At 66.5% G+C, this 16403-nt stretch carries 15 protein-coding genes, 2 pseudogenes and 1 riboswitch; of the genes and pseudogenes, 9 read left to right on the plus strand and 8 right to left on the minus strand.

What is annotated here, in order from left to right:
• The 3 genes and pseudogenes from ACMX2H_RS17550 to ACMX2H_RS17560 form a co-directional block, all read right to left on the minus strand.
• A pseudogene (locus tag ACMX2H_RS17550) lies at window positions 1–407 on the minus strand (VIT1/CCC1 transporter family protein); the annotation flags it as partial.
• A 269-nt stretch (window positions 408–676) separates the two neighbouring features.
• Window positions 677–1840 carry a cation:proton antiporter gene (locus ACMX2H_RS17555; RefSeq protein ID WP_414962375.1) on the minus strand — a complete coding sequence of 388 codons (1164 nt, stop codon included), beginning with the start codon at window positions 1838–1840 and terminating at the stop codon, window positions 677–679.
• A 12-nt stretch (window positions 1841–1852) separates the two neighbouring features.
• Window positions 1853–2344 (minus strand): cation:proton antiporter regulatory subunit, encoded by a 492-nt coding sequence (locus ACMX2H_RS17560; protein WP_414962377.1) that lies wholly within the window; start codon window positions 2342–2344, stop codon window positions 1853–1855.
• Window positions 2345–2587: 243 nt separating this feature from the next.
• Here ACMX2H_RS17560 and ACMX2H_RS17565 point away from each other — a divergent pair, with 243 nt between their 5' ends.
• The 5 genes from ACMX2H_RS17565 (at window position 2588) to ACMX2H_RS17585 (ending at window position 8517) form a co-directional block, all read left to right on the plus strand.
• Window positions 2588–3163: a helix-turn-helix domain-containing protein gene (locus ACMX2H_RS17565; protein ID WP_414962378.1), complete on the plus strand. Its 576-nt coding sequence runs from the start codon at window positions 2588–2590 to the stop codon at window positions 3161–3163.
• A 149-nt stretch (window positions 3164–3312) separates the two neighbouring features.
• Entirely contained in the window at window positions 3313–4377 is a 1065-nt protein-coding gene (gene speB / locus ACMX2H_RS17570) for an agmatinase (RefSeq protein ID WP_414962379.1), read from the plus strand.
• A gap of 65 nt (window positions 4378–4442) precedes the next feature.
• A complete protein-coding gene (locus ACMX2H_RS17575) occupies window positions 4443–6089 on the plus strand; it encodes a thiamine pyrophosphate-binding protein (protein ID WP_414962397.1) in 1647 nt (548 codons plus the stop codon).
• 167 nt (window positions 6090–6256) lie between these two features.
• Window positions 6257–6742, plus strand: coding sequence for a MarR family winged helix-turn-helix transcriptional regulator (locus ACMX2H_RS17580; protein WP_414962381.1), 486 nt, complete (start codon window positions 6257–6259; stop codon window positions 6740–6742).
• A 5-nt stretch (window positions 6743–6747) separates the two neighbouring features.
• On the plus strand, window positions 6748–8517 hold the full coding sequence (locus ACMX2H_RS17585) for an MDR family MFS transporter (RefSeq protein ID WP_462677837.1): 1770 nt from the start codon (window positions 6748–6750) through the stop codon (window positions 8515–8517).
• A 49-nt stretch (window positions 8518–8566) separates the two neighbouring features.
• Here the strand turns inward: ACMX2H_RS17585 and ACMX2H_RS17590 are convergent, their stop codons facing one another.
• A complete protein-coding gene (locus ACMX2H_RS17590; RefSeq protein ID WP_414962383.1) occupies window positions 8567–8995 on the minus strand; it encodes a very short patch repair endonuclease in 429 nt (142 codons plus the stop codon).
• Here ACMX2H_RS17590 and ACMX2H_RS17595 point away from each other — a divergent pair.
• Both ACMX2H_RS17595 and ACMX2H_RS17600 read left to right on the plus strand, forming a co-directional pair.
• Window positions 8944–9081: pseudogene (locus tag ACMX2H_RS17595) on the plus strand (hypothetical protein); the annotation flags it as partial. The gene ACMX2H_RS17590 and the pseudogene ACMX2H_RS17595 sit on opposite strands and share 52 nt — an antisense overlap.
• A 123-nt stretch (window positions 9082–9204) precedes the next feature.
• Window positions 9205–10149, plus strand: coding sequence for an aldo/keto reductase (locus ACMX2H_RS17600; protein ID WP_414962385.1), 945 nt, complete (start codon window positions 9205–9207; stop codon window positions 10147–10149).
• A gap of 155 nt (window positions 10150–10304) precedes the next feature.
• Here ACMX2H_RS17600 and ACMX2H_RS17605 read toward each other — a convergent pair whose 3' ends face one another.
• The 3 genes from ACMX2H_RS17605 to ACMX2H_RS17615 form a co-directional block, all read right to left on the minus strand.
• Entirely contained in the window at window positions 10305–11213 is a 909-nt protein-coding gene (locus ACMX2H_RS17605) for a M23 family metallopeptidase (protein WP_414962386.1), read from the minus strand.
• 4 nt (window positions 11214–11217) lie between these two features.
• A riboswitch (cyclic di-AMP (ydaO/yuaA leader) is annotated at window positions 11218–11383 on the minus strand.
• A gap of 150 nt (window positions 11384–11533) precedes the next feature.
• Window positions 11534–12148, minus strand: a complete 615-nt coding sequence (locus ACMX2H_RS17610; RefSeq protein ID WP_414962388.1) for an HNH endonuclease — start codon at window positions 12146–12148, stop codon at window positions 11534–11536.
• A gap of 172 nt (window positions 12149–12320) precedes the next feature.
• A complete protein-coding gene (locus tag ACMX2H_RS17615) occupies window positions 12321–12722 on the minus strand; it encodes a GlcG/HbpS family heme-binding protein (protein WP_414962390.1) in 402 nt (133 codons plus the stop codon).
• 167 nt (window positions 12723–12889) lie between these two features.
• On the opposite strand from ACMX2H_RS17615, the gene ACMX2H_RS17620 reads away from it, so the two are divergent.
• Window positions 12890–14671, plus strand: coding sequence for an FAD-binding dehydrogenase (locus ACMX2H_RS17620; protein ID WP_414962392.1), 1782 nt, complete (start codon window positions 12890–12892; stop codon window positions 14669–14671).
• A gap of 190 nt (window positions 14672–14861) precedes the next feature.
• The gene (locus ACMX2H_RS17625) at window positions 14862–15485 is read left to right on the plus strand and encodes an FMN reductase (protein WP_414962394.1); all 624 of its coding nucleotides are present in this window, start codon (window positions 14862–14864) and stop codon (window positions 15483–15485) included.
• 200 nt (window positions 15486–15685) lie between these two features.
• Here ACMX2H_RS17625 and ACMX2H_RS17630 read toward each other — a convergent pair whose 3' ends face one another.
• Window positions 15686–16111 carry a pyridoxamine 5'-phosphate oxidase family protein gene (locus ACMX2H_RS17630; RefSeq protein ID WP_414962396.1) on the minus strand — a complete coding sequence of 142 codons (426 nt, stop codon included), beginning with the start codon at window positions 16109–16111 and terminating at the stop codon, window positions 15686–15688.
• Window positions 16112–16403 lie beyond the last annotated feature (292 nt).

Below are 16403 nucleotides of genomic sequence, written 5' to 3' on the forward strand. Positions count from 1 at the left end.
ATGAGTTCGTCCGCGGCCATGGCCTCGGTGGCTGCGGGCTCGGTCGCATAGGGGGAACGGCTTTCGGCCCGCTGTGCCAGGGCCAGCACGAACACTGAGCCGAAGCGGCGGGCCAGGAAGCGCAACACGGTCCGGCGGAAGGACGGGCGGAGCCGTTGCTCGCCGTGGTCGCCCAGCAGATCACGCCAGTGCTTCTCGTGCCGGCCTTCCGCCTCGGCCAGGGCCAGCAGGATCTCGCGCTCTTCGCCGTCGCGGCGCTGGGCCAGATCACGGTAGATGGCGGCTTCGGCGCGTTCGTCGGCCAAGTAGCGGCGCCACAGCCTGATATCGGATTTCGACGGCGGTGCTTGGCCGTCATGGTGGGGGTCCAGAGGGGTGGGGCCGGCTGGATCGGGGCTCGTTGTCACACTGCTCCTGAGTCGGACCGGAGACGGTTCAGTGATCTCCGGTCAGTTAACCATCAACTGACCGAAGGTCTCGCTCGCCTCTGCGCAGGATCAGGCTGTGCCTTTCCATGCGCCCAGGTGGACTGCCGGGCCGCACATGCTGGCCAGTATGTCGACAGGCCTCCACGCCCGTGCGCGTCACCGCGCGGCGGTGGAGCTACTCCCCTTCGCAACCTCCATTGTAGCTGGTATGGGAGGCGGCCTATCAGGGCCGGCGGGGTCGCGTGATCTTAGTGCGGGCTTTTCCGCCGGTCCTTACCTGCCCAGACATCGATATATCGGGTGAGGACCGGGCCAGCGACGGCCAGGATCAACACATAGGCAGCAGCGATGGGACCGACGGCGGTGTATCCAGCCGACACCGCAAGTCCGGCGATGACTATGGAAAATTCGCCCCGGATGGTCAAGGTGCCCCCGGCCCGCAGCCGTCCGCGCAGCTGGACTCCTTCCTTCCCGGCCGCATACCAGCCGGTGCCGATCTTGGTGGCGGCGGTGGCCACCGCCAGCAGCAGCACCGCAGGCAGGACCGGCAGGACATCGCCCAAGCTGATCGACAGGCCGAAGGTTAGGAAGAAGAACGCCGCGAAGAGATCGCGCAAGGGGCTGAGGATCTGCCGGGCGCGGTCTGCGAAACTCTGCGGGATCGCAATGCCCACCAAGAACGAGCCTACGGCAGCGCCTGCCCCCAATCCTTCGGCGATGCCGGCAACGACCAGCGCGATGCCGAGCAGGCGCAGCATTACCTGTTCGTCCTGCGGGTGGGAGAGCAGGCGGCCCACCCGGTGCCCGGCCTTATGCGCCGCGGCCAGCACAAGGGATACGGCGCCCAGCGCCAGGGCAACCCCGCCGGCTGCCTGCCAGGCCCCGCCTCCGGCAAGGAAAACCACCAGCATCGGCAGGTAAAGCGCCATCGCAATGTCCTCCAGCACCAGCACCGAGAGAACAGCCGGAGTTTCCCTGTTGCCCAGGCGTCCGAGGTCGTCGAGCAGCCGGGCGATGATGCCCGATGACGAAACCCAGGTGACCCCGCCCAGTGCCAATGCCGCCTGCCAAGACAGGCCCAGCACCAGCCCGAGCAGGAATCCCGGGACGGCGTTCAAGAGGAAATCCACCAGGCCCGAGCTTCGGTGCCGCTGGAGGCTCTGAATTAATTCGGTCGCCGAGAATTCGAGCCCGAGCAGGAGCAGCAAAAGGATGACGCCGATTTCCGCGCCGGCCTCCACGAAGGGGCCAGCCGCGTCCACTGGCAGCAGTCGGCCATCGCCGAAGAGCAGCCCGGACAGCAGATAGAACGGGATCGGCGAGAGGCCGAGGCGATGCGCCACGAGCCCGAGCCCGGACAAGACTGCGAACAACACCCCCAGTTCGATGAGCAGAAGCGAGAGATGCGGCACGGCTGTGAATCGCTAGGCAGTGGGCGGTGGATTGATCAGTGCTTCAAGCGCGGACAATCCCTCTGCGCCGCCCACGGCGATGAGGACGTCGCCGGACAGCAGGCGCTGCTGCGGTGTGGGCGCGGTGATCACGGCTTCCCCGCGAATGGCTGCCACGATGGAGCACCCGGTCAACGTCCGGGCCCGGGTATCGCCAAGCGGATGGTCCGCATAGGGGGAGTCCGGTCTAACGGTGATGCGTTTGGTTTCCAGCCCCGGTATCTCCCTGGAAAGTTGGGCGAAGCGCTGGGTGATCCTCGGAGCGCCCAGAAGTTCGGCGAGCTGTGACGCTTCTTCCGGTTCCAACTGAATGCGGCATGCCGCCCGGTCCGGATCGTCCTCGTCGAACGTAAACAGGTCGCCTCCGCCCTCACGGTCTATGACGAGAGCGAGCCTGGTTCCGGCCTTAGCCGTGAAGTCATATCGGATGCCGACGCCCGGAAGGATGGTCTCCACAATGTCCACATGACGATAGTAGGCTTCCTGCGCGCCAACGCCATGGGCGGGCCGGGCAAACCGGCAGTTGAGCGAAGAAGAGCGGGTGCGGAGTGAAAAAGTCGCCGTAATTGCCCCTCAGGCAACAAGTGTTGAATGTTAAGCTAAACGTGGTTCGAAGCATCTGGTGACACAGCTGCCGTCGTTACGGCCGCTTGGGCTGGCTCCGCACGGATCTGAACCGCTCAAGCCGAGCTCCGCGAAGGATGATTAGTGAAGGCACTGCCCGTCGAACCCAGCAATGACCCGGTAGCGATCGGGTCCCGGATCCGTGCGGCCCGCCAAGGGCAGCGCATGACCATCGAGCAGGTGGCGGACTCCACCGGGCTCACCAAGGGTTTCCTCAGCCGGGTTGAGCGCGACCTGACCTCACCGTCGGTCGCATCGCTGGTCACCTTGTGCCAGGTGCTGTCCATCTCCATCGGTGACCTCTTTTCCATGCCGGAGACGCATCTTTCACGCGCGGGGCAAGGGCCGCGGATCAGCCTGGGCGGTGAAGGCATCAAGGAGGAACTGCTGACCGCCCGGCACGAGCGCCGGCTGCAGATCATCCGCGCGGTGATTGCGCCGCGCGGCCGGGGGGAAGCGGACCTCTACGCGGTGGACTGCGATGTGGACGTCCTTCACGTGATTGCCGGTCGAATAACGTTGCTTTTCACCTCCGAACGCTATGAACTGTCTGCCGGAGACACCCTCTCCTTTTCCGGCCGGGAACCGCACACGTGGATCAACGAGACGGACGAAGAAACCATCGTCACGTGGACTTTGGTTCCTGCCGCCGCCCGCTGACCACCGCCGCGGCAGCGGCCAAGGCCGGCAACCTTGACTGTTACTGGCGCCACAAATACCATTTCAGGCAACAGATGTTGCACATAAGGCAACATTGCCTCGCGCCGGACGCCGCTACGCCTCCTCCCGCGCCGCCTTGAAGGAGAACAATGGAAGAGCTTCGTGTGGAAGCCAACGGCCACCTCGGCCCGATCGACTCGTCCCGGATCCCGCGCTACGCCGGCGCCGCCACCTTCGCCCGGCTGCCCCGGCTGGATCAAGTGCAGCAGGCGGACGTCGCCGTCGTTGGTGTTCCCTTTGATTCCGGCGTGTCCTACCGGCCCGGTGCCCGTTTCGGCGCCAACCATGTGCGCGAGGCCTCGCGGTTGCTGCGCCCGTACAACCCGGCCTGGGATCTCAGCCCGTTCGAAGCGGTCCAGGTGGCGGACGCCGGCGACATGGCGGTCAATCCGTTCAATATCAATGAGGCCATCGAGACCATCCAGCAAAACGCGCTGGACCTGACCGCCTCCGGCACCAAGCTGGTCACGCTCGGCGGCGACCACACCATTGCGCTGCCGCTGCTCCGCGCGGCGGCCGAGCGCGCTGGGGGGCCGGTGGCCATGCTGCACTTTGATGCGCACTTGGATACCTGGGATACCTACTTCGGTGCCGAGTACACGCACGGCACGCCGTTCCGCCGCGCGGTGGAGGAAGGCATCCTGGACACCGAATCCATCTGCCATGTGGGCACGCGCGGCCCGCTCTACGGCAAGAAGGACCTCGACGACGATCACCGCTTCGGCTTCGGCATCGTCACCAGCGCCGACGTCTACTACCAAGGCGTCCGTGAAGTGGTGGCCAAGCTGCGCGACCGGATCGGCAATACCCCGCTGTATATCTCGATCGACATTGACGTGCTGGACCCGGCCCACGCGCCCGGCACCGGCACACCGGAAGCCGGCGGCATCACCAGCCGCGAGCTGCTGGAAATCATTCGCGGCTTCCGCGGCATGAACCTGGTCGGCGCCGATGTGGTGGAAGTGGCCCCGGCGTACGACCACGCCGAAATCACCGGAGTGGCCGGTAGCCACGTGGCCTACGAGCTCGTTTCCTTGATGGCCGACAACGCGGCTGGCGGTGGCTCCGGCAACGGTTACGCCGCCCAGACGCTGCAGGCCACGCGGCCGGTGCAGCCTCTGGGCACCGAATCGGCGCAGGAGTCCTTCGAGTGACGGCACCACAGGGCGGGGCACTTCCCGGTGCAGGCGCGGCCCACGCCGGGCCTGCCGAACCAGCCGTGCGCAACGGCGGGGACCTCGTCGTCGAAACGCTCAGCGCTTTGGGTGCGACGACGGTGTTCGGCATTCCGGGGCAGCACGCCTTGGGCTTGTTTGACGCTTTGTCCAGGTCGTCGCTGCATTTCGTCTCCTCCCGGGTGGAGAACAACTCAGCTTTCGCCGCCGACGGGTTCTCCCGCGCCACCGGTGAAGTTGGCGTGCTGTTCCTTTCCACCGGCCCGGGTGCCCTGACCTCGCTGGCCGGGCTGCAGGAAGCCTATGCCACCGGTGTGCCGATGGTGGTCATCGCCAGCCAGATTCCGTTGGAGGGTCTCGGTGCCCGCCGGAAGGGCATGCTGCACCAGCTCGACGACCAGAAGGCTTCGGCGGCAAACGTCACCAAGAGCCAGCGGCTGATCCAGCATGCTTCCGGCATCCCATCGGCCATTCAGGATGCCTGGACCGAGGCAATTTCCTCGCCGCAGGGGCCGGTGTGGGTGGAGGTGCCGCAGAATGTGCTGCTGGACCCGATCGTGGTGCCGCCGGTGGAGGACGCGCTGGCCGAAGCGTTCGACAATCCGCCGCGGACCGAGCTGGTCAAGGAGGCGGTCCGCTGGCTCGCCGAGGCCAAGCGTCCCGCCATCATCGCCGGCGGCGGCGCCCGCCGAGGCAAGGCCGAACCCTGGCTGCTGTCGATTGCGGAAAAACTGCGCGCCCCCGTGGTCTGCTCTCCGGGTGGCAACGGCGCGTTCCCTTGGAATCATGAACTGTCGCTGCAGTCCTGGGTGGAGGACCGGTACGTCACCGATGTCCTTGAAGATGCCGATGTCCTCGTAGTGGTGGGCTCCTCGCTGGGCGAAGTGACCAGCAATTACTTCACCATGGAGCCGCGCGGCCGGATCATCCAGATCGACGCCGAACCCCGGGTGCTCGAGTCCAACGGTCCGGCCCTGGGCATCCGTGCCGACGCCGGCCAGGCCCTGCACGCGCTCGACGACGCGCTGTCCGGGGAGGTTCGGAACCGGCCCGACTGGCACGGGCAGACCCCCGAGCAGCTGGTCAAGGACACGCTGGCGAAGGTCCAGGCCCGGCTGGACGGCCAGGACCTGGCCAAGGAACGGAACTTCATGGCGGACATCCGCGAGGCCGTCCCGAATGACATGCAGACCTTCTGGGACATGACCATCTCCGCGTATTGGGCTTGGAGTTGCTGGGACTCGCGGCAGGGGCAGTTCCATTCCGCCCAGGGCGCAGGCGGTCTCGGGTTCGGCTTCCCGGGCGCCATCGGTGGCAGCGTGGGCCTGGCCAGCCAGGGCAAACCGGCCCGGGTGCTCGCCGTTTCCGGTGACGGTTCGGCCATGTATTCGATCAGCGAACTGGCCACCGCCCGCCAGCACGATCTGCCCGTGACCTGGCTGATCGTCGACGACGGCGGCTACGGCATCCTGCGCGAGTACATGGAAGGCGCCTTCGGCCAAGCAACCGCCACGGAGTTGGCCCGGCCCGACTTCGTGGCCTTGGCTGAGTCCTTCGGCGTGCCCGCCCGGCGGGTAGCGCCAGAGAACATCCGCGCCGCCCTGGAGGAGAGCTTCGCGGCGCAGGGCCCGAACGTCGTCGTCGTGGAGACCCTGCTCAAGATGTTCGCGCCCACGCACCTTAACGACTGACCCCCATCGAAGTATCAGCAGGCGGCCTCCTCAGACCTGAGAAGGCCGCCTGCTGATACTTCGGTGCGCAAAGGCGGGGGAGTGCGCCAGATCTCCATCATTTAGTTTGCCGAGACAACTAAATGAAGTTATAGTTGCTTCAGGCAAGTATCAGAATGAGGTGTGCCGTGGCTGTTGAAAGTGAAACTGCCCAAGAACTGGTATCGAACGTCTTTACCCTGCAGCGGGCCTTGCGGGCTGCTACACACCACATGGCTGACCCCTCCGGTCCCGGCTTCGCGCTGCAAGGCGTGATGCGGATCATCGGCGAAGCAGGGGAGCTCCGGGCCACGGAGCTGGCTGCCAAGCTGGGCATCGGTCCGGCGGCACTCAGCCGGCACATCGCGGACCTTGAGGCCGCCGGTTTTGTCCTGCGGAGGCCGCATCCCGACGACGGCCGGGCTTCCTTGATCTCGTTGTCCGAGGACGGCGTGGCCGGCATGCGGGCTGAGGCGATCCGCCGGGCAGCACTGATGCAGGGCATGCTGGGCGACTGGACCGAGGAAGAAGCCCAATCCGCCATTGTCTCCGTGGGCCGCCTTGCCGAAGCCCTCCACAACTCGATCCTGTCAACGAAGCCGGGAACCCACCGCTACGAACCGGCAGGAGTCTGACTCTATTGAACGAATCCACTGAATCCCCAGAACTGAACCGCAGCGTGCTGCTCAAGGAGCGCACGCTGGGAGGCAAAGCTGCCGTCCCCGGCAGCCAGACTTCCGCAGAGGCGCACGCCGGCGGCGGCCTGATGAGTCACAAGCAGATCCTGCAAGTCCTCACCGGTTTGCTCGCCGCCCTGTTCACGGCGATGCTGTCCAGCACGATCGTGGGCAACGCGCTGCCCACCATCATCGCGGACCTGCACGGCACCCAGACCGATTTCGCCTGGGTGGTCACTGCGGCGCTGCTGGCGAACGCGGCCACCACGCCGATCTGGGGCAAGTTTGCTGACCTGTACAACAAAAAGCTGCTGGTCCAACTGTCCATCGTCATCTTCGTAGCCGGTTCCGTGCTGGCCGGGCTTGCCCCGGACATGACCACCTTGCTGGCCGCGCGGGTGGTCCAAGGCACCGCGATGGGCGGCCTGACCGCGCTGGTCCAAGCCATCATCGGCACCGTCATCCCGCCGCGCGAACGCGGACGCTACGCTGGCTTCATGGGCGCCGTCATGGCGGTGGCGACCGCGGGCGGCCCGTTGCTGGGCGGCTTTATTGTGGACAGCCCGCTGGGTTGGCGCTGGACCTTCTTCGTCTGCGTCCCTTTGGCCGTGGTTGCGCTGTTCATGCTGCAGAAAACCCTGAAGATGGGCCACGAGCGCCGGCAGGTCAAGATTGACTGGCTGGGTTCCGTGCTGCTGACTGCAGGCGTGTCCATCCTGCTGATCTGGGTCTCCTTTGCCGGCCAGCCCGGCCACTACGAGTGGCTCTCCGGCACCAGCGCGCTCATGGTGGGCGCCGGCGTCGTGCTTCTGGTGCTTTTGGTGTGGGTCGAGTCCAAGGCATCGCAGCCGATCATCCCGCTGAAGATCATTACCGAACGCACTACTGCGCTGTCCATCATTGCGTCGATCGCCGTGGGCGTGGCGATGTTCGGGTCCACTACTTTCGTGGGCCAGTACTTCCAGGTGGCACGAGGAGCGACGCCGACCGAGGCCGGGCTGCTGATGCTGCCGATGATTGCCGGCAACCTGATCGGCGCCACGGTTTCCGGCCAGCTGATCACCCGCTACGGCCGGTGGAAGCGCTACTTGATCATCGGCGCCATCCTGGTGATCGGCGGCACCGGGCTGGCGGGCCTGATGGACCATCAGACGTCGCTGTGGCTGGCTGGCATCTACCTGTTCGTGCTCGGCTCGGGCATGGGCCTGCTGATGCAGAACCTGGTGCTCGGCGTGCAGAACACCGTGCGTGCCAAGGACATCGGAGCGGCCAGTGCCTCGGTTGCGTTCTTCCGTTCCTTCGGCGGCGCGATCGGCGTCTCGGTGCTGGGAGCGGTGCTGGCTGGCCGGGTCAATGTCCTGGCCACTGCCGGCATGCAGGAGGCCGGTTTCCCGGTATCCGGCGACGGCACCGGCGCCACCCTGGATCTGGCCGCGTTGCCGCCCGCCGCCGCAGAGGTGATGCGGGTGGCCTACGGCGACGCGACCGCCCTGATTTTCCAGATCTCCGCCGTCATCGCGGTGGTGGCGTTGATCGCGGTGCTGTTCATTAAGGAAAAGCCGCTGCGCCGGACCATCGACATCAAGCCGACCACCGAGCGCCCGGTGGAACCCGGCATGGTCGGTGGCACCGAACCCGTGATGACCGACTCGCTTCCGGTAGCCGAAGCCGACCGGCCCACGGGCGGGGTGCAGCACGATGTGCCCACGGGCGGCGGGCAGCGCGGGGCATAACGACGGCGGAGCGCCTCGCCTCAGGTGATTGACGCCGGGGCGGGGCGCTTCAGTCCAGGAACTTCACCAGTCGGTCTTCGAGGGCAGCCACGTCGCCGGCCTTCTTGAACTCACACTCCCACACGGTGAGGACCTGCCAGCCGGCATCCTGCAGGGCCGCCTCCTGCACCTTGTCCCGGGCAGCCGTCCGGGACCGTTTGGTTTCCCAAAACTCCGCGTTGGATTTCGGCGCATGCTGGCCGACCTTGCAGTCGTGGGCATGCCAGAAGCAGCCGTTGACGAAGATGACTTTGCGGCGCCCCGCGAAGACCAGATCCGGCTTGCCGGGCAGCTTCTGGCTCCCGGCGCTGCCATGCAGGCGGTAACGGTATCCCTTGGCATGCAACAGCTTCCGGACCAGCAGTTCGGGCTTGGTGTTCTTGCCGCGGATCTTGGCCATGTTGGCACTGCGCTGCAGTGGGGTCAGCGAGTCAGCCATGGTTCAAGTCTAGGTTGCACGGGCGAGCGGGTCGGAGGGTATCAGCCGCGGGAATGGCTGCCGAACGGAAGGGCCACGACTGGTAAACATGACGTTTTTCCGCGTGACCGCGCTCTCATTCACAACCGGAACCGTTGCCGCCGCACTATCCTTAAACGCTGATGCGGCGGACGACGATCCGCCGCCTATTCCCTTCGAAAGGACGCTCGATGCGCTTGATCGGCACCTCGGACCTCAAGATCTTCCCGCTCGCGCTGGGCGGAAACACCTTCGGCTGGACCTCTGACGAGCCCAGCTCGCAGCAGGTACTGGATGCCTTCGCCGATGCTGGCGGCAATTTCATCGACACCGCTGACAGCTACTCCGCCTGGGTCCCGGGCAACACCGGTGGCGAGTCCGAACGCATCATCGGCCGCTGGATGGCCGAGCGGAAGAACCGGGATTCGGTGGTCATTGCCACCAAAGTCGGTGGACACCCGGAGCTGCAGGGCCTGTCGGCGGTGAACATCGCTGCTGCCGCCGAGGCATCGCTGCAGCGGCTGGGCACCGACCACATCGACTTGTACTACGCCCACTACGACGACGAGGGCACGCCGCTCATCGAGGCCGCTGCCGCCTTTGATGCTTTGGTGAAGGAGGGCAAAGTCCGCCAGATCGGGCTCTCCAACCTGTCCCCGGAGCGGATCACACAGTGGATCACCATCGCCCAGCAAAACGGCTTCGCGCTGCCCGTGGCACTGCAGCCACACTACAACCTGGTGGCCCGCAAGGATTACGAGCAGGGCTACGCGCCGCTGGCCCGCGAGCACAACCTGTCGGTCTTCCCCTACTTCTCACTGGCCGCAGGCTTCCTGACCGGCAAGTACCACAGCACCGACGACGCCGAGGCAAGCCCGCGCGGCGGCATGGTGGGGGATTACCTCACCACGAACGGTTTTGCGGTGGTGGACGCCGTGGAAGCGGTCGCCTCCTCGCGCGGTATCTCCATCACGACGGCGGCGCTCGCCTGGCTGCTCAGCAAGCCAGGCATCACCGCGCCGCTGGCCAGCGCCCGGACGCCGCAGCAGCTGCCGGAGCTGATGGCTGCCGTGGACGTGGATCTGACCGCCGAGGAAGTTTCTGCCTTGGACCAGGCGTCGCGGCCCTTCGCCTGAGCACTCCGCTCCAAGTTGCTCGATAACTGACCGACGGCGACGACCACCGAGTGGGTGGGCGTCGCCGTCGAGCTTTAAACGGCTGACGGCGACGTCCACCGCGGAGGTGGGTGTCGCCGTCAGGTGGCGGAAGCTCCGCCGTCGTTGCTGTGGGCCTAGAGCCAGCCGGCCGGATCCACGGTCTGGCCGTCCTTCACAACCTCGAAGTGCAGGTGGCAGCCGGTGGAGTTGCCTGTGGTGCCCAGCTCGCCGATGCGCTCGCCCTGGGCGACCTTCTGGCCCAGCGAAACACCGATCGACTGCAGGTGGTTATAGGTGGTCTTCAGGCCACCGCGGTGCTCGACCACAATGCGGTTGCCGCCGCCGCCCACCTGGAAGCCAGCCTCAACTACCTTGCCACCGTCGGATGCGTTGACCGGCGTGCCGCAGCCCATGGCGTAGTCGATGCCGGTGTGCAGTTCACCGGCAGCTCCGGTGATGGGATTCATACGGTAGCCGAAGCCGGAGGTCTGCTTCATGTGCGGGATCGGGGCCTTCAGGGTGCCGGTGGCGAAGCCCGCGGTCTTGGCCTTGGCTGCGTCGGCCTTCTTTGCTGCCGCGATGGCTGCAGCCTTCTTCTTGGCAGCAGCCTCGGCCTTGGCCTTCTTGTCGGCTGCAGCTTTCTTCTCCGCTGCGGCCTTCTGGGCAGCGGCATCGGCCTTCTTCTTCTCGGCGGAAGCGGCCGCGGCCCTGGCCTCTTCTTGGGCGGCCTTGCTGGCCAATTCGGCCCGGTCGAACCGGAGGTTGGCGTCCTGGGGAACCTGGAGGCCGAGCGCGCTGGCGTCGGACGCACGATCCATGCTGGCGGGCTCGCCGTCACCGCCTGCGTGGGCAACCGGGATAGCGATGACGGCCAGCAAGCCAGCCGTTGCGGCCGCAACGCCCGCCTTACGGGCAACTGAGCGGGCCGGGGCGGGCGCTTCGGCACGGCGTCGGCCGCTGGGCTCGGTGGTGAGACGGGAGATCTGGGTAAGCGCTGAGGTGCGGGTGTCGGAACGGCGACGACCGCGGACAGGGGTATTCACAGGGTATTCCTCTCGTGCGCCTGCGAAGTTAGCTGTCGGATTCGAGCGAGAGTTCACTCGGTCCTGCCGGCATGGCCGTGGGAAGCCGGCCTGCCTCTGAGGACTTCACCCCGAGGTGCCCCCTGCACCGTAAGTGGTTCCTCCGCCCCTGCCTTCGACGTAGAACTCGAAATCTTATGGTCCGCTGGCAGGGTTCGACGGGCGGACCGGATGCCTGCCTTTCATAGCAGGAACTCCATCTAAGTTACTGGAGCGACACGAAGTGTTACAACTTCGTTATCCGTGTTCCTTGTCACCAGGACGTGCCGTAGGGGTGCCGCTCAGCCCATCAACCACGCCGCGGTGTGCGTGCGGCCGGAGATCTCATTGCGCTCGCCGGCCTGGACCGGAACACCGGGCGGAAAGTAGCTGCGCCGGCGTTCTTCCAACCGTTGCTGCGACTGCGGCGAGGGAATCGACGTGCCCTTTCTGCGGTCGCAGTTCCTGCAGGCCGCGGCGAAATTGGCCATCACGGTGGCGCCGCCTTTGTGCCAGGGGAAGAAATGGTCGCCGGTGGTGGCCGGGTTAGGACAACGCCCGTGCCTGCCGACCTCAAGTTCGCACTGGCCGCCGGCACGCGCCAAGCCTTCGCGGCGTTGCTCCTTGGGAAATGTGCGCAGCGGATCCCGGCGGCGCAGATCGCGGGACCGGCGGATGCGTGCGGCAACGCCAACAGTCATCAACAGCAGGAGAGGCGGACCCAGCCAGCCCAGTACGGGCCAGGCCACCTGAAGTAGCTGCTCCGGGCCGCCGCCAGTGAGCAAGAGCCGGAGCCCGGGCAGCAAGCCGGTAGTCAGCAAGACCGAGACCACGGCGTAGGCAAGCCAGGCCAAGGCCGCCACAAAGGCCCACAGCGTCACCCGCCGCGACCAGTAGATCATCCCCAGTTCAGACATACACCCACCCGAAGCCCCCCAGCTCCACGAGCCCATTCGCCGCCCACACTAGCCGGGCCACCCTGTGAATTCCTCGGCGCCAGCCCGGCGGGCTGGTACCGCCCGGCCCGGCACCCCGAGAGGCGCCGAATGGGCCGGTTCTTCCGGCGCCAAAGGCCGGATCTAACCCTGCCTAGAGTGCGGCTGCTCCCGCCTCGGCCACGGACTGGTCCTGCTCGCCGGAGCCACCGCTGACGCCGATCGACCCCACCACCTGGCCGTCGCGGGAGAGCGGAATGCCGCCGGCGAAGATCATGATTCGGCCGTGGTTGCTGGCGTGGATGCCGTAGAACTGGTTGCCCGGCTGCGCGTTGTCGCCCAAGTCCTTGGTTTGGATGTCGAATGCCCGAGAGGTAAAGGCCTTGTTCATTGAGATGTCGATGCTGCCCAGCCAAGCCCCATCCATCCGCACATGTGAGACCAGGTTCCCGCCGGCGTCGGCCACGGCAATGTTCATTGGCTGGCCTATTTCGGCGGCCTTGGCCTCCGCAGCGGCAATGACCCGCCGTGCATCTTCCAGAGTGACAGTGTCCATGTTTGCTCCTTGATCGAAGGCCGTGGTGCGGGCCTCACCAGGGGTGGATAGGAGCCACCGTAGACCTCTCGGCGCCGGGCTGGCTAGGGTTGCATCCCGCCGCCGTTCACCCCGCTATTCCGTCCGGCCCCTTGTGGCCCCGAGCGCGATCCGCAAGGGTGGACCCCATGGGTGCGAATGCAGCGCCGGGCCGGATGGCGGGCGCGGATGTCATTGTGGTGGGCGCCGGACTCTCCGGACTGGTCGCCACTGCCGAATTGACCGAGGCCGGGCGACATGTGCTGCTGGTGGAACAGGAATCGGAGGCCAACCTTGGCGGCCAGGCCTGGTGGAGCTTCGGCGGCCTGTTTCTGGTGGATTCGCCGGAGCAGCGGAGGCTGGGCGTCAAGGACTCGGTGGAGTTGGCCTGGCAGGACTGGCTGGGCACGGCCGGCTTCGACCGGCCGGAGGACTACTGGCCGCGCCGCTGGGCTGAGGCCTACGTGAACTTCGCCGCGGGCGAGAAGCGGGCGTGGCTGCACGAGCGCGGGCACCGGATCTTCCCGGTGGTCGGTTGGGCCGAACGTGGCGGCTATGAAGCGAGCGGCCCGGGCAATTCGGTGCCCCGCTTCCACATCACGTGGGGCACCGGTCCCGGCATCGTGGAACCGTTCGCACGCCGGGTGCGGGAAGCGGCCGACGCCGGACTGGTCACCTTCGCTTTCCGGCACCGGGTCGACGAGCTGCTCACGCAAGACGGCGCGGTCACCGGAGTGCGCGGCAGCATTCTGGAATCGACGACGGCGGAACGCGGCCGCGCGTCCTCCCGCACCGTGGTGGGGGACTTCGAGTATCCGGCCGGCGCCGTCGTAGTGACCTCTGGAGGAATCGGCGCGGATCTGGACGCGGTGCGGCGGAACTGGCCGGAGCGTCTGGGCACGCCGCCGGGGCACATGGTCGCCGGTGTTCCCGAGTACGTGGACGGGCGCATGCTCGGCATTGCGCAGGCAGCCGGCGGGCGGGTGATCAACCCGGACCGGATGTGGCACTACGTGGAGGGCATCCGGAATTGGGATCCGGTGTGGGCCAGGCATGGGATCCGAATCCTGCCCGGCCCCAGCTCGCTCTGGCTGGACGCCGCCGGCCAGCGGCTGCCGGCGCCGCTGTTTCCCGGCTTTGACACGCTCGGCACGCTGGCGCACCTGCGCTCCACCGGACTCGATTACAGCTGGTTCATCCTGAACAAGAAGATCATTGAGAAGGAATTCGCGCTCTCCGGCTCGGAGCAGAACCCGGATCTGACCGGCAAATCGGTGCGCGACGTACTCAAGCGTGCCACCACGGACGTGCCCGGGCCGGTGCAGGCCTTTTTGGACCATGGCGTGGACTTCCTGCAGGCGAGCACCGTCCCGGAGTTGGTGGCCAAAATGAACGAGCTGGTGCGGACCCATCCGCTCGGCGAACCGGACGGGTTGCCCGCTGCGCGAGATTCGTCCGCAGGCCAGGCCCAGCTGCCCGCGGAACCGGTGTTGCCCGCGTTCACCGAAGATCGGGACGGGCCGGTGCTGGATCCGGCCGACGTCGAGGCCGCGATCCTGGCCCGCGACCGCGAGGTGGGCAATGCCTACGGCAAGGACGCGCAGCTGATGGCCATCCGCGCGGCGAGGCGCTACCTGGGTGACAAGCTGGTGCGCACGGCCAGACCTCACCGGTTGCTGGATCCTGATGCCGGGCCGCTGATCGCGGTGCGGCTGTCGGTGCTGACCCGCAAGACACTGGGCGGACTGGAAACAGACCTGCAGTCACGCGTGCTGACGGTGCACGGCCAGCCGGTGCCCGGACTGTATGCCGCAGGGGAGGCCGCGGGGTTTGGCGGCGGCGGTATGCACGGTTACCGCTCGCTCGAAGGTACTTTCCTGGGTGGCTGCCTCTTTAGCGGCCGCGCCGCCGGCCGCGCTGCCGGTTCCTGACCGGGCAGGCCCACTGCCTGGCGCAACACCTGGCGCAACACCTGGCGCAACTGCCGTTCGGCGGTTTTCTGCCCGCCGCCTCGACCTGCCACCCGGTGAAGCCGAGGACCACCAGCTGGCTGGAATAAACCCGCTGCGACTCCGGTTCTCCCTGTAGATGCAATTGCATGAACAACCGAGGAGAGCCACAGTGTCAGAACGTAAGATCGTTGTCATTTCCGCCGGACTGGGCGCACCGTCCTCCAGCCGCATGTTGGCCGACCAGTTGGCGGCCTCAACAGTGGACCAGTTCCGGCTGCAGGGCGTTGAGGCCGAGGTCCGTATGGTGGAGCTGCGCGACTACGCCGTCGACATCGCCAACAACATGGTGACCGGTTACGCGGCACCGAAGCTGGATGAGGTGCTCAAGGCCACCGTTGCAGCGGATGCCCTGATCGTGGTGACCCCGGTCTTCAGCGCCTCCTACAGCGGCCTGTTCAAGTCCTTCTTCGACGTGGTGGAACCGCGCGCGCTCGCCGGCAAGCCGGTGCTGATGGGTGCCACCGGCGGCAGCGCCCGGCACTCGCTGGCGCTGGACTACGCAGTCCGCCCGCTGTTCAGCTACCTCCGGGCGCGCACCGTGCAGACCACAGTCTTCGCAGCCCCGGAAGACTGGGGTGCAGGCGAGGCCGGAACCGGCGGACTGTCCGAGCGTTCCGACCGCGCAGCTGCCGAACTGGTTGATCTGGTGCAGGGAGCTCCGGTGACCGAGCGCGGCCGCGGCGGCGTCGAGTCCAAGAGCTTCGAGGAGATTCTCGCCAGCGTCGGCCACTGAAGCAGCGACCGTCACTGAGCCTCAGCGAGGGCCCGGTCAGGAGCGTTGAGCGGGCGAAGCAGCCAGCTCAACGCATCGGACCGGGCCCAACTTACGCCCAACTACCCACCCGGACCGGGCCCAACTCGCGCCCAGCTCGAGTCCCGGACCGGGTCCGACTCGCGCCCAGCTCGAGTCCCGGACCGGGTCCGACTCGAGAGCTAAAAACGTTCAGGCTGCTCGCCGAATTTGAAGTGGCGGCCGCTGATGCTGCTGGGCTTCACTTCCACATAGAAGTCCTTGAGGGTGGGAATCCAGGTCTCGACCGGCAGCGCCTCCGCAGCCGCAATTTCCTCCTGGGTCTGCAGCACACGCGCGGTGCCTTTCACCACCACACTCCACGCTTCGCCGCTGCCGATGCCGTCCGTCTCGAACAAAACTCGTTCGTTGATGGTCAGCTCGGCCAGCTTGGTGCCCGGCGCTGTGCGCAGCACCAGCCTGCCATCGCGGGCTGCGTAGTTGATCGGAAAGATGTCGGTTTCGCCGGCGGCGGTGAGGACCAGGCGCCCGTGCTTGGTCTTTTCCAGCAGTTTCCACGATTGCTCGTCAGTGAGCTCAAGGATCGGGTCGTCATGTTCAAACATCATGCGGTCATCCTTCTACATTCTCGTGGAAGAAAGGAAGCCTTTGGGGACCAGCGGTACACCGGCTCTGAAAAGTGCCATCGCCGTCTTCCAGGCTTGGCCCCGGGCACGGTGCCGTGCAACGGCCCGTTCGCCCCGAATTAAGCGGCAAGGCACCGCCGTCGGGCCGGGTATCCGGTTTGACGGCGGTGCCTGCTGGTTCGACCCCCGTGCTGCGGCACGGCAGGTCGGTGTTACTGGGCCGGTGTTACTTGGCCGGGGTGATCAGCGCGGAAGCGCCGGTGCGGGCGGCGTC

This window comes from Arthrobacter sulfonylureivorans, from assembly GCF_047607445.1.
In the GTDB taxonomy this organism is placed as follows: domain Bacteria; phylum Actinomycetota; class Actinomycetes; order Actinomycetales; family Micrococcaceae; genus Crystallibacter; species Crystallibacter sulfonylureivorans_A.

Bases quoted from the DNA above. Each gene is read 5' to 3' on its own strand.
- speB (WP_414962379.1), top strand. From the start codon at position 3,313: ATGGAAGAGCTTCGTGTGGAAGCCAACGGCCACCTCGGCCCGATCGAC.
- ACMX2H_RS17590 (WP_414962383.1), bottom strand. From the start codon at position 8,995: ATGGCTGACTCGCTGACCCCACTGCAGCGCAGTGCCAACATGGCCAAG.
- ACMX2H_RS17600 (WP_414962385.1), top strand. From the start codon at position 9,205: ATGCGCTTGATCGGCACCTCGGACCTCAAGATCTTCCCGCTCGCGCTG.
- ACMX2H_RS17610 (WP_414962388.1), bottom strand. From the start codon at position 12,148: ATGTCTGAACTGGGGATGATCTACTGGTCGCGGCGGGTGACGCTGTGG.
- ACMX2H_RS17615 (WP_414962390.1), bottom strand. From the start codon at position 12,722: ATGGACACTGTCACTCTGGAAGATGCACGGCGGGTCATTGCCGCTGCG.
- ACMX2H_RS17620 (WP_414962392.1), top strand. From the start codon at position 12,890: ATGGGTGCGAATGCAGCGCCGGGCCGGATGGCGGGCGCGGATGTCATT.
- ACMX2H_RS17630 (WP_414962396.1), bottom strand. From the start codon at position 16,111: ATGATGTTTGAACATGACGACCCGATCCTTGAGCTCACTGACGAGCAA.